The organism is Agrobacterium sp. 22-3639C2 (assembly GCF_053522105.1).
Genome location: NZ_JBNWDB010000002.1, coordinates 582,970 through 595,470, shown reverse-complemented (window position 1 = coordinate 595,470; position 12,501 = coordinate 582,970). Strand labels below are relative to the sequence as shown.

Here is a 12,501-nt window from a genome sequence, read left to right as displayed (position 1 = left end):
TCAGATCCCTTCGCCGTCGGCGACCCGTGCCACCTGTCCGCCGAGGCCCTTTACGAAGGCGTTGATACGCGGATTGGTCGACTTGTAGAAGATGTGCTCCGGCGTGCCCTGATCAACGATCAGGCCGTTTTCCGTGAAGACGATATTGTCGCTGATTTCCTCGGCGAAGCGCATTTCGTGTGTCACGAGAATGCTGGTCATGCCGTCATTGACGAGATCGCGGATGACGGCGAGCACTTCGCCGACGGTTTCCGGATCAAGTGCGGAGGTAACCTCGTCGAACAGAACCAGTTCAGGCCGCATGGCAAGCGCGCGGGCAATGGCCACACGCTGCTGCTGGCCGCCGGACAGCTGACCGGGATAGGCATCCACCTTCTGCGACAGGCGGACTTTTTCCAGCAATTCGCGGGCATGACGCTCGGCTTCCGCCTTCGGCGTGCCGAGGATTTTAATCGGCGCGATGTTGATATTTTCCATGACAGTTAGATGCGGGAAGAGGTTGAACTGCTGGAAGACAATGCCGATGCGCTTGCGCAGCGTTATGCGCTCAGCTTCCGTTTTCAGCTGATCGACGCGGGTGCCCCCCACGGTGATCTTGCCAGATTGCGGAATGAGCAGGCCGTTGATGCAGCGCAGGATCGTGGATTTGCCCGAGCCGGAAGGGCCGATGATGGAGACGGCGTCGCCCTTGTTGACGGTGAGATCAATGCCTTTGAGCACTTGATTGTCGCCGAAGGACAGGTGCACGCCTTCCAGTTCAACCAGAGCTTTGGCGGCGGTTTGGGGGGCGGATGCGGACATGGTGTATTCCAATCAGCGGGAAGCGAAGCGCCGTTCAAGGCGCTGCGTGAAACGGGACACGGGATAGCAGAACAGGAAGAACGCCATCAGGACGGTGAGATAGACCACGACGGTGAAATCGTTGCGCTGCACGGCGGTGCTGGCATCGGTTGCGGCGTGGAGAAGCTCATGCACGCCGACCAGCGAGGCAAGCGCCGTGCCCATGGTGATGGAGGCGTAAAGGTTCATCCACGGCGGCAGCGAGCGCTTCACGCATTGCGGCAGGATGATCCAGCGCAGCGTCTGGTTGCGCGAAAACCCGAGGCCCTGCGCCGCTTCCCATTGTGCGGTGGGAATGGACTGGATGGCGCCCCGGGTGATTTCGGCGATGTGGGCGCTGGCCGGAATCGCAAGCCCGACCACGGCCTTGATCCAGTCTGGAAACGGAATGTAGTTGCCGAAGGCGACGATCTCGAAGGGGAAGATGTAGGTCGCGGCGAAAATCAGCACCAGATGCGGGGCGTTGCGGAAGATTTGCACGTAGGTGAGCGCCGGCGCGCGCACGAGCCGATAGGGCGCAAGCTCCATGATGCCAAGCACGACGCCGATGATGGTGCCGATGGCAATCGCCAGGATGCTGATCAGCACATTCATGGCAAAACCCTTGCCCAGATAGGGCAGCCATTCCAGCAGCACCTGTCCGAGCGAGGGATCGAGAACCAGCCACAGCACGACGGCAACCAGCACGCCGCACAGAAGAATGGTGCCGAAAGGCAGCTTCTTCGCCGCCTGTGTTGGAGAGACCACCGCGCTCATTGACCGAACCCCGGAACCGCAAGACGCCGCTCAAGCCACAGGCCCGCCCTTGCGACGATGAAATTGATGACACTGAAAAAGATGAGGATCACCAGCATAAGTTCGACCACATTGTCGCGCTGCGTCCAGATCAGGATCGAGGCATAGGTGATTTCACCGACCGCAATCGCCGAGCCGACGGTGGTGAGCTTCACCAGATTGATGAGATTGTTGATGATGGAAGGAAGTGCCGTGCGGATTGCCAGCGGAAATTCCACGTAACGTAAAATCTCGAAAGAGCTGAAACCGATGGCCCGTGCCGCCTCGATGGTGGTAGCCGGCACCGCCTCGATACCGCCGCGCAAGGCTTCCGCATGGAAGGCGGCAACGTGCAGGCCGGTGATGGCGACGACCCAGAAGAACGGGGTGAGCGGATTGTTCTGCGCGCCGCCGAGCGCGTTTGAAATCAACATGTTGAGCACAAGGAAACCACACATCAGCTGCACCAGCGTCGGCGTGTTGCGCGTCAATTCCACATAGGCGCGCACCGGACCGGCGAGCCAGCCTTTGCCTGACGTGAGCATGGCGGCGAAAATGAAGCCGAAAACGAGGCTGAGCGGCAGGGTGACGGCGACGAGGATGAGCGTCATCTTCATGCCGTCGAGCCAGATCTGAACCTCGTAGCCGCTGTTCAGAAAGTCATAGTTGAGGCCTATATGTGCGGCCAACTCTATGAAACGCGCTGTAAATCCATCCTGCATCGGATATCCATGCTGTTGTCGCGGCTGCCGCCCGGCAGGCGGTGCCAGAATGACCTGTCTTGCTATAAAGCAGAAAAGAACGGCGGGCGAAACCGGCCGTTCTCAGTGGTGAGGGGAAATCTCCGTGATGGCAGATGCCCCTACGACATGCCGGTCCCCCGGACCAGTTCCGGAGTGACGGAGCAAGCGGGATTGCCCAGCCGTTACTGCGCCGCGGAGAGCTTCGTCTTCTGCTCTTCCATGAAGCCGATGCTCGGCAGGCGGTTGGCCTTGGCGAATTCGATCATTTTGCCGGAAGCGTGCAGCTCCTTGACGATCTTGTCGAGCGCAGCCTGCGTGTCGGCCTCGCCCTTGCGCAGCCAGATGACGGAGTCAGAAGGGATAAGGTCGGTGGGGATCAGGATGCCGTAATCCTTCCACTCATCGGCGCGGTCCTGAAGCATCAGGCTCAGCGTGCCGTTGACGTGCACGGAGACATCGCAATTGCCGCCCTTCAGCGCGAGCAGCGATTCCGGCTGGCTCGGCAACGCCTTTACCTGCGCGCCATATTGCTCGATCAGCGGCTGGGTGTAGTTGGAGCCCTGCGATACGCAGGCAATCTTTCCCTTCAGGTCCGGCCAGTCCTTGATGCCCGAGTCCTTTCGACCGATGGCTGCGCCGCCCTGGCGGTCATAGGGGGTGGGCACGTAATCGAGCGTTTTGGCGCGCTCTTCCGTGTACTGCATGTTGGCGATCAGAATATCGACCTTGCCCTGCTGCAGGAACTGCACGCGGTTGGGCGGGGTCACGGTTTCGGTCACCAGCTCCACACCGAGACCGGCGGCCAGCGCCTTGGCGACGTCGATGTTGAGGCCCTTCTGCTCCTGCGTCTTCGGATCGATGAAGCCGAAAGGCGCGCCGGACAGGATGACGCCGACGGTGAGCTTGCCGCGACCCTTGATACGGTCGAGCGTCGCATCCGCGTGAGCGGCGGTGGCCATCGAAGCGATAGCGACGGTTCCGGCGATGAGTTTTGCGGCAAATCTGGAGAAGGAGAGGGCCATGGGTATTTCCTTTTGGTTGTGGGTGGAAACTACATGAGGCGTCCGTCGAGAGCGAGAATTGGCGTTGCGCAAAAAATCGTATAAATAAAATCGTGTTCCAATAAGTTCTCTGGTGAGAAAAAATAACCTAATAATTTGAAATCGTAGAATCTTGTTCTTACGGTGCCGGGGTTCGGCGCTTTGGCATATCCTCGCCACGGGGGAGAGGATATGCTGGCTATGCCGGGGCATTTTGAGCACCCTTCTCCCGAAGAGCGCTCCCACACCGTTACCGACCGGCGTTATAGGCCGCGATCGCCGCCATATTGACGATGTCGCTGTCCTTGGCACCCATCGAGGTGATCTGCACCGATTTGTCGAGGCCGACGAGAAGCGGGCCGATGACGGTCGCGCCGCCCAGTTCCTGTAGCATCTTGGTGGAGATCGAGGCGGAATGGATGGCTGGCATGACCAGCACGTTGGCCGCACCGGAAAGGCGGGCAAAGGGATACTGGCTCTGCATGCGATGATGGTTCAGCGCCACATCGGCCGACATTTCCCCGTCGACCTCGAAATTGACGTTGCGCTTGTCGAGGATTTTCACCGCTTCGCGCACCTTGTCGGAGCGTTCGCCAACCGGCTGGCCGAAGGTGGAATAGGCGAGCATCGCTACACGCGGTTCGTAGCCGAAACGGCGGGCGAGACCGGCTGCTTCTTCGGCGATATCGGCAAGGTCTTCGGCAGACGGCATGTCGTGCACAGCGGTATCTGCCACGAAGACCGTTCGGTTGCGCGACACGACCAGAGAAACGCCGATGACACGGTGGCCGGGTTTGGTGTTGATGCAGCGGCGGATATCCTCGAGCGCCGTGGAATAGTTGCGGGTAACGCCGGTGACCACGGCGTCCGCATCGCCCATCGCCACCATGCAGGCGGCGAAATGGTTACGGTCGTTGTGGATCAGGCGCTGCACGTCGCGCAGCAGGAAGCCGCCGCGCTGCAACCGCGCATAGAGATAATCGACATAGGCATCGACGCGGCTGGAAAGGCGGGCATTGGTGATCTCTATATTGGCGCGGTCGAGATCGATGCCGGCACGCTCCGCATTGGCCTTGATGATGTCGTCGCGGCCGAGCAGGATGGCGGTGCCAAGCCCCTGCGCGGTAAACGAGATCGCTGCGCGCATCACCTGTTCTTCTTCCGCTTCGGCGAAAACGACCCGCTTCGGAGAGCGGCGCACACGCTCGTAAAGGCGCTGCGTGGTCGACGCCATGGGGTCGCGACGGGCGGAAAGCTCGCGGGCATAGGCATCGAGATCGGGCAATTCGCGGCGAGCGACGCCGGTTTCGATGGCGGCCTTGGCCACGGCCACCGGAATTGCCGAGATCAGGCGCGGATCGAAGGGAACGGGAATGATATATTGCGATCCGAAGCGCGGGCGGTTGCCCTGATAGGCGGCGGCCACATCATCCGGCACATCCTCGCGGGCAAGATCGGCCAGCGCCTGTGCAGCGGCAATCTTCATTGCGTCGTTGATCTGGCTTGCACGGACATCGAGCGCGCCGCGGAAGATATAGGGAAAGCCGAGGACGTTGTTGACCTGGTTCGGATAATCCGAACGCCCCGTCGCCATGATGGCGTCGTCGCGGATGCGGGCGACTTCTTCCGGGGTGATTTCCGGGTCAGGGTTGGCCATCGCGAAAATGATCGGCTTCGGCGCCATGGAGCGGATCATCTCTTCGGTGAAGGCACCCTTCTGCGACAGGCCGAAGACGACATCCGCGCCCTTCATGGCCTCAGTCAGCGTGCGGTTGTCAGTCTTTACCGCATGGGCGGATTTCCACTGGTTCATGCCTTCGGTGCGGCCCTGGTAGATCACGCCCTTGGTGTCGCAAAGCGTGATGTTTTCGGGGTTGAAACCCATGGCCTTGATGAGGTCCATGCAGGCGATGGCAGCAGCACCTGCGCCGTTACAGACGAGCTTCGTCGTCTTGAAGTCTCGGCCCGTCAGTTCGATGGCGTTGATGAGACCGGCGGCGGCGATGATGGCGGTTCCGTGCTGGTCGTCATGGAAAACGGGAATGTCCATCAGCTCGCGCAGGCGGCTTTCGATGATGAAACATTCCGGCGCCTTGATGTCTTCCAGATTGATGCCGCCGAAAGAGGGGCCAAGGTAACGCACGCAATTGATGAATTCGTCGGCGTCTTCGGTATCGACCTCGAGATCGATGGAATCCACATCCGCAAAGCGCTTGAACAGAACGGACTTGCCTTCCATGACAGGCTTGGAGGCGAGCGCGCCGAGATTGCCGAGACCGAGGATCGCCGTGCCGTTGGAGATCACTGCTACCATGTTGCCGCGTGTCGTATAATCGTAAGCGGTCGCCGGATTTTCGGCGATGGCTTTCACCGGCACGGCCACTCCCGGCGAATAGGCAAGCGACAGATCCCGCTGAGTCGCCATCGGCTTGGTCGGGGTGATTTCCAGTTTCCCCGGTCTGCCTTGCGCGTGGAAATCCAGTGCTTCCTGATCTGTAACCGATGTTCTGGGGCTGGCGGGCTTCGTCGTGTCGGACATGGGCTGAGTGTGCTTTCGTGTCGATAACAGTGCAAAAATATCCGTCGTTGTTATTGTATTTTTCGCGCGCGTGCCAAGCGTTGAATGTTGTTCAGTGCAGCAAATTTAGCCGTGGCGAAATTTGTGGCCGATTCAATCGATTAAGTGCGTATTGTCGGCATTATAGGTGGGACTGGTAGGCCTGCCGTACCATATTCACGAAGGCCTCCACGTGGAGGGCAAGCGGACCGCGTCTGACGACCAGCACGCTATCTGACCAGGCATCGGCGCTTTCGAGCGGCACACCTGTGATGCCCCTTGTGGAGCGCACGGTGCTTTCCGGCAGAATGGAAATTCCCGCGCCAGCTTCCACGAGGGCAAGGATGGTGTTGACGTTAGCGATGCGCATGCCGATTTCCGGCTCACAGCCTGCATCCTCGAAAAGGGAAAGCGCGCTGCTGCTGAGCCCCAGGCCGATCTCGTCCACCGGCAGCAGCAGTTTCTCCTGCACGATATCGCCAACCGAAACTCTGGGGCGGGAGGCGAGCGGATGGCGCTCCGGCAGGGCGACGCACAGTTTGGAGCGGTCGAAGGGCATGGCCCGCAAGCTCTGCGGCAATTGGGGCAGGGGTGCGCGAATGAAAGCGACGTCTGTCTTGCGCGTCGCCACCTGCTCGATCAATTGTTCCATCGTCATGCCGGGCAGGAGTTCAAGCGTCACCTCCCTGTGGTCGTTGCCATAGCGGGTGATCAGCGCCGGCAATTTTCGTTCCGCCATTACGCTGGTGCCGAAGCCGATGCGCAGCGTGCCGAGCTGGCCGCGCCTGATCTGGTGTGCCTTTTCCAGCGCCCCCTTGGTGCGGGCAAGAATTTCCTCCGCATCGAGCAGCATCGACTGCCCAGCCGGCGTAAGTTCCACACCACGGTTGACACGGAGGAAAAGCTTGAAGCCCAGATTCTCTTCCAATTGCCGGATACGCTGCGTTACGGCCGGTTGGGCGATGCCCAGCTGCAAAGCGGCCGCGCGGAAATTTTTGGCCCTTGCGGCTTCCACAAAAATGGCGAGCTGGCGAATATCCATCGGCGGAGAGGTCTTTGTGTTGTAGGTGTTGATATGGTATAAGCGCAGCTTATCAAAAATGCCCGTCTTGCGCATTGTCATCTTGTCGCAGGCGACGTTATACCGCACCGAGGTTTCGGTCGCCCAGTGCCCGCATGCGGGCCTCTGCGATACGAACTTGGGAGGATTTGTTCGAGCACATTGTCCGCCGTCCATTGGGGCCGGCGATAAACTGCAGTGAATGGGTCAAAATGACAGTCACCACGGAAGTCTCCCGCACCATTGTTCCCCATTTCGCCTCGTCGCCTTCAGCGCATCTTCGCTCAGCCGTAAGTGCGGCGGACTGTCTGGCCTGGGCCGGGCATTGAAAGATCATCGGGCGTCAGCCTTCGCGGCGGCTCTCCTAACCGGATATTTAATTTCATGAGTAAACCAGCAACCTCAACGTCGCTTGCAGCCAGATTATGGCTCTTCGTGCTCGGCGCCGTCATTGTCGCTGCGGGACTGTTTTTCGCCATTGGCGGTGGGCAACTCGCAACACTCGGCGGCAGCCTCTATTTTGTCTTGGCGGGTATCGCGCTGATCGTCTCCGGCTTGCTTATTCTCCTGCGCAAGCCTGCCGGCGCGCTCCTGTTCGGCCTTGTCTTCATCGTTAGCGGTGTTTGGGCAGTGTGGGAAGCCGGACTGCACTTCTGGCCGCTCATCTCCCGCCTGCTGGCGTTGGGCGTGGGCGCCACGGTGGTTGCGCTCTCCTATCCGCTGCTGCGGCGCGCGGCTGGCAAGACGCCAGCTTACGGCGCGTCCTTTGCCCTTGCTGGCGTTCTGGCCATCGCGTCCGCTGCCGGTTTTGCCGGCATGTTCGTGCCGCATCCGACCGTCGCCTTCAAGGGTGAGGTTGCTGCACTGACGCCGGTAACGCCGGAAAAAGAGCAGAAGAACTGGGAACATTACGGCAATACGGCGGGCGGCAGCCGCTTTGTTGCGCTTGACGAAATCAACCGCGATAACGTCAAGAACCTTGAGGTGGCATGGACCTATCGGACCGGCGACATCCCGATCAGCCCCGGCGCGAACGGTGCGGAAGATCAGGAAACGCCGCTTCAGGTCGGCGACACCGTGTTTGTGTGCACACCGCACAACAATGTCATCGCGCTCGACGCCGATACCGGCGCGCAGAAGTGGAAGACCGAAATCAACGCCAAATCCACCGTCTGGATGCGTTGCCGTGGTCTTGCCTATTTCGATGCCAAGGCGCCGCTGAAGCAGCCGACCGCTCCGGGCGCAACGCCTGTCACCCCGGCGATCGTAGCCGACGGCGCGCTTTGCCAGCGCCGCATTCTCATGAACACCATCAACGCGGAACTCATCGCGCTCGACGCCGACACCGGCGCGTTTTGCCCGGATTTCGGCACCAATGGCCGCGTCGATCTGAAGATCGGTCTTGGTGATGCGCCAGACCCGCAATATGTGCTGACATCGGCCCCCACACTGGCTGGCACCACCGTCGTGGTCGGCGGACGTATCGCTGACAACGTTCAGGTGGATATGCCTGGCGGCGTGATGCGCGGTTTCGACGTGGTGACGGGTGAGCTTCGCTGGGCTTTCGATCCCGGCAACCCTGAAATCACCAAACTGCCGCCCGAGGGCCAGACCTACACCCGTTCCACGCCGAACGTCTGGGCATCCATGTCCTACGATCCGGAGCTGAACACGGTCTTCATGCCGGTGGGCAGCCCCTCGGTCGATCTTTATGGCGCGACGCGCACACCGCTCGATCATAAATACGGCGCTTCCATGCTGGCACTCGATGCCACGACCGGCCGCGAAAAGTGGGTCTACCAGACGGTTCATAACGACCTATGGGACTTCGACGTGCCGATGCAGCCGAGCTTCGTCGATTTCCCGAAGGCTGACGGAACGACCGTTCCGGCTTTGGTCTTCGGCACCAAGGCCGGTCAGATCTATGTGCTGGACCGTGCGACTGGCCAGCCGCTGACCAAGGTGGAAGACGTTCCGGTCAAGGCCGGCAACATTCCGAACGAGCCATATGCACCAACGCAGCCGCGTTCGGTGGGCATGCCGCAAATCGGCGCGCAGACGCTGACGGAAGCCGATATGTGGGGTGCCACCCCTTTCGATCAGCTTCTGTGCCGTATCGCTTTCAAGGGCATGCGTTATGAAGGCCTCTATACGGCGCCAGGCACGGACCTCTCCCTCGCCTTCCCGGGCTCGCTCGGCGGCATGAACTGGGGCGGCATCTCTACTGACCCGACGACCAACACAATCTTCATCAACGATATGCGCCTCGGCCTGTGGATTGAGATGAAGGAAGCTGCTCCCACCAAGGCAACGGCAAGCGGCGGCGAAAGCGTCAATACCGGCATGGGCGTCGTTCCCATGAAGGGCACGCCCTATGCGGTGAACAAGAACCGTTTCCTGTCTGCTCTCGGCATTCCCTGCCAGGCTCCGCCCTATGGCTCGATGACTGCGATTGACATGAAGACGCAGCAGATCAAGTGGCAGGTTCCTGTCGGCACCGTTGAGGATACCGGTCCGCTTGGCATCAAGATGGGTCTGCCGATCCCGATCGGCATGCCCACGCTCGGCGGAACGCTTGCCACCCAGGGCGGTCTCGTCTTCATCGCCGGCACCCAGGATTATTATCTGCGCGCCTTCGATACGGCGACCGGCAAGGAAGTCTGGAAGGCCCGCCTTCCTGTCGGTAGCCAGGGCGGCCCGATGAGCTACAAGTCTCCGAAAACAGGCAAGCAATATGTCGTCATCTCGGCCGGCGGTGCACGTCAGTCTCCTGACCGTGGCGACTACGTGATCGCTTACGCGCTGCCGAACTGATCCTGACAGGTCATCGCTCTGAAAACGGAAACCCGGGCCATTCGCCCGGGTTTTTCTTTGCGGCCTGTCAAAGCCACTGAACTACCTTTGCGCGGAACCTCACCCTGTGGCTTGCGTTAGCAAAACGGGTCCGACATTCACCAAGCTTTCACAAGGCGAACTTATGAGCTTGCGCTTATCCGCCCGTGAACCGATGATGGCAGCATTGGTAAATATGTATATTGTCCGGCCCGCCGGGAATTTTTTAAAGTTGGAAAGGTTTTTATTGTGACGGAACAATCTCGAAAGATCACGCCGGTTCTTCTTGCTGGTGGGGCGGGATCACGGCTTTGGCCGGTATCGCGCGATCAGTTGCCCAAGCAGTTCCAGCCGCTGGTCGGCAATCTTTCGACCTATCAGCAGACACTGACGCGCGTGGCCGACAAGGCGCTTTATGCCGAGCCGCTGGTGATCACCAACGAGGATTTCCGCTTCTTCGCCCGCCGCCAGGCTGAGGAGATCGATCTTCCGGCGACGGTGGTTCTCGAACCCGCCCGCCGCGACAGTGCCGCCGCCATGGCCGCTGCCGCCGTGCTGGCCGAGCGCCGGGAGCCGGGATGCCTGGTGCTGGCGCTCGCCGCCGACCATGTGGTGCTGGATGCCGACAAATTTTCAGAGTCCGTGAGGCTTGGCGCCAAGGCCGCCGATCAGGGCAATATCGTCGTTTTCGGTCTGGTGCCAACCGAGCCGCGCACCTCTTACGGCTACATCAAGCCTGGTGAAGCAATTGATGGTGAGGCTGACCTGAGCATCGTCGAGGCATTCGTGGAAAAACCGGATGTGAAGACGGCAATCTCCTATCTGGAGAAGGGTTATCTCTGGAACTCCGGCAACTTCCTGTTTCGTTCCGACGTGATGATTGCCGAACTCAAGGCATTCGCGCCGGAGATTCTTGCGGCAGTAACGCAGTCGGTCGAACAATATGAAAGCGACCTTGGCTTCGTGCGCCTGCATCAGGCGAGCTTCGAAGCCTCGCCGAAAAACTCCATCGACTATGCGGTGATCGAGAAGACCAAGCGCATGGCGGTGGTGCACGGCCATTTCCGCTGGTCGGATATTGGCAGCTGGGACGCGATCTGGGAAATCGCCGACAAGCACGGCAACGACAATGCGCTCGAGGGCGACGGCGTCTTCATCGATTCCGAGGGCTGCCTGATCCATTCCACGCAATTGCTGACGACCGTGGTGGGGGCAAAGGATCTGGTGGTGGTGGCTACCAAGGATGCGGTTCTGGTGGTGCCGAAAAACCGGGTGCAGGACGTGAAGGGCCTGGTGGAGACACTGAAGGATGGCGAACACGCGCCGCGGACGCAAGCGCACAGGCGAGTGTATCGTCCATGGGGTTACATCGAACATATGTATGTGGACGAGCGCTACCGCGTGGGCCACATCACGGTTGATCCTGGCCACCGCATCTCGTTCCAGAAACACTATCACCGCTCGGAGCACTGGATCATCGTCAAGGGCACCGCAACGGTAACGATTGGCGACGAAACCCGGCTGCTGACGGAAAACCAGTCCGTCTATATCCCGATTGGCCAACCGCACCGGCTTGCCAATGAGGGGCAGATTCCGCTTGAGTTGGTCGAAATCCAGACCGGCGCCTATCTTGGCGAAGACGACGTCATCCGCATCGAGGATGATTATAAGAGGCATTAGGACTGCTGCCCGCACCGAAGCGGCATTTTATCCCGGCCGGCGAGGCCGGGATGATAAATCTCTGACTTACCTGTCGGTTCGACGGGTCAGGAGACAGTTGCATTCACGCAGTGGGCGAAAGCGTGGGAAAGCATCGCTGCTTCCAGCCCGCGACGACAGAACAGCCACCCGAACATCAGTCCGGGGATAAAATTGCCGAGCATGACACTGACAATCAGCAATGGTTGCGGATGAACGGTAATGGCAAACAGAAAGGGCAGGTGGCCCACGGCAAAAAGGGCCGCTGCGATGACAATGGCAGTCCACAGCATGACCGGCTGGACTTGCCCCTTGCCCACTATTCGCCAGAGCACCCATGCGAATAATGCCATCAAGCCCCATCGGGTCAGCAGCTCCTCCGTTATGCCACCATAGAGAAGCCGGGTGACAAGTGGGACTTCAAACGCCGCCATTTTTTCCATGGTTGCCGTATCGGTGAAGGCAGGCAGGATCACAGACGAATAAGCGATCATCAACAGGCCGACGAGAAGACCTGTCAGCAAAGCTGCTGGGGCTTGCCTGCGCAAGACTGGCCCGAACCCGGTCCCTTTCAGCCAGACATCTATCAGCGGAGTGCCGAGCCCGAGTTTGCCGGCGAGCGCTTGACCCGTCGCCACCGCAGCAATGATCAGGACTGCCGGCTGGACGAGCATCACAACCCGTATCGTGAAGGAAAGATCCTGTCCCGACGCCAGCCGTTCGAACGGTGCGAGCAAAAGCGATAACACGCCCGCCAGACCGATCATCAAAAGAATGTGCCAACGTTTCACGATCGCTCACCTTATGTTTGCCCGTCCATGCGGGCTTGGCACTCTGTGCGCAGGAACCGACGCCAAAGTCGGAAGACTATGAAGATACTACGTTGCCTGCAGATTACCGCTGCGCAGTCTTTGTCGTGCCATTCGGCATCCTTCCAATTTCCCAATCTTCTTTCTC

At 59.9% G+C, this 12,501-nt stretch carries 9 protein-coding genes; 2 read left to right on the top strand and 7 right to left on the bottom strand.

Features of this window, described 5'->3' with window-relative positions; translation table 11 throughout:
* The 6 genes from ACQZ6D_RS10410 to ACQZ6D_RS10385 form a co-directional block, all read right to left on the bottom strand.
* Positions 1-801 (bottom strand): amino acid ABC transporter ATP-binding protein, encoded by an 801-nt coding sequence (locus ACQZ6D_RS10410; RefSeq protein WP_065704188.1) that lies wholly within the window; start codon positions 799-801, stop codon positions 1-3.
* Positions 802-813: 12 nt separating this feature from the next.
* Positions 814-1,596 (bottom strand): amino acid ABC transporter permease, encoded by a 783-nt coding sequence (locus tag ACQZ6D_RS10405; RefSeq protein WP_013761604.1) that lies wholly within the window; start codon positions 1,594-1,596, stop codon positions 814-816.
* A complete protein-coding gene (locus ACQZ6D_RS10400; RefSeq protein ID WP_003510965.1) occupies positions 1,593-2,336 on the bottom strand; it encodes an amino acid ABC transporter permease in 744 nt (247 codons plus the stop codon). Before ACQZ6D_RS10400 ends, ACQZ6D_RS10405 begins: the two co-directional genes overlap by 4 nt.
* Positions 2,337-2,539: 203 nt before the next feature.
* A complete protein-coding gene (locus tag ACQZ6D_RS10395; RefSeq protein ID WP_019564695.1) occupies positions 2,540-3,379 on the bottom strand; it encodes a transporter substrate-binding domain-containing protein in 840 nt (279 codons plus the stop codon).
* A gap of 268 nt (positions 3,380-3,647) precedes the next feature.
* On the bottom strand, positions 3,648-5,936 hold the full coding sequence (locus ACQZ6D_RS10390) for an NADP-dependent malic enzyme (protein WP_003510961.1): 2,289 nt from the start codon (positions 5,934-5,936) through the stop codon (positions 3,648-3,650).
* A gap of 160 nt (positions 5,937-6,096) precedes the next feature.
* The gene (locus ACQZ6D_RS10385) at positions 6,097-7,071 is read right to left on the bottom strand and encodes a LysR family transcriptional regulator (RefSeq protein WP_025595631.1); all 975 of its coding nucleotides are present in this window, start codon (positions 7,069-7,071) and stop codon (positions 6,097-6,099) included.
* A gap of 327 nt (positions 7,072-7,398) precedes the next feature.
* Between ACQZ6D_RS10385 and ACQZ6D_RS10380 the strand changes: the two genes are divergently transcribed.
* Together ACQZ6D_RS10380 and ACQZ6D_RS10375 are read left to right on the top strand one after the other, a co-directional pair.
* Complete coding sequence (locus tag ACQZ6D_RS10380) at positions 7,399-9,828, top strand: glucose/quinate/shikimate family membrane-bound PQQ-dependent dehydrogenase (protein WP_060642293.1); 2,430 nt, start codon at positions 7,399-7,401, stop codon at positions 9,826-9,828.
* A gap of 267 nt (positions 9,829-10,095) precedes the next feature.
* Entirely contained in the window at positions 10,096-11,526 is a 1,431-nt protein-coding gene (locus tag ACQZ6D_RS10375; RefSeq protein ID WP_025595636.1) for a mannose-1-phosphate guanylyltransferase/mannose-6-phosphate isomerase, read from the top strand.
* A gap of 86 nt (positions 11,527-11,612) precedes the next feature.
* Here the strand turns inward: ACQZ6D_RS10375 and ACQZ6D_RS10370 are convergent, their stop codons facing one another.
* Positions 11,613-12,311: a CPBP family intramembrane glutamic endopeptidase gene (locus tag ACQZ6D_RS10370; protein ID WP_448729904.1), complete on the bottom strand. Its 699-nt coding sequence runs from the start codon at positions 12,309-12,311 to the stop codon at positions 11,613-11,615.
* Positions 12,312-12,501 lie beyond the last annotated feature (190 nt).

Excerpts from the sequence above, each read along its gene's own strand:
- ACQZ6D_RS10410 (WP_065704188.1), bottom strand. The coding sequence starts at position 801 with ATGTCCGCATCCGCCCCCCAAACCGCCGCCAAAGCTCTGGTTGAACTG.
- ACQZ6D_RS10405 (WP_013761604.1), bottom strand. The coding sequence starts at position 1,596 with ATGAGCGCGGTGGTCTCTCCAACACAGGCGGCGAAGAAGCTGCCTTTC.
- ACQZ6D_RS10400 (WP_003510965.1), bottom strand. The coding sequence starts at position 2,336 with ATGCAGGATGGATTTACAGCGCGTTTCATAGAGTTGGCCGCACATATA.
- ACQZ6D_RS10395 (WP_019564695.1), bottom strand. The coding sequence starts at position 3,379 with ATGGCCCTCTCCTTCTCCAGATTTGCCGCAAAACTCATCGCCGGAACC.
- ACQZ6D_RS10390 (WP_003510961.1), bottom strand. The coding sequence starts at position 5,936 with ATGTCCGACACGACGAAGCCCGCCAGCCCCAGAACATCGGTTACAGAT.
- ACQZ6D_RS10385 (WP_025595631.1), bottom strand. The coding sequence starts at position 7,071 with ATGCGCAAGACGGGCATTTTTGATAAGCTGCGCTTATACCATATCAAC.
- ACQZ6D_RS10380 (WP_060642293.1), top strand. The coding sequence starts at position 7,399 with ATGAGTAAACCAGCAACCTCAACGTCGCTTGCAGCCAGATTATGGCTC.
- ACQZ6D_RS10370 (WP_448729904.1), bottom strand. The coding sequence starts at position 12,311 with ATGATCGGTCTGGCGGGCGTGTTATCGCTTTTGCTCGCACCGTTCGAA.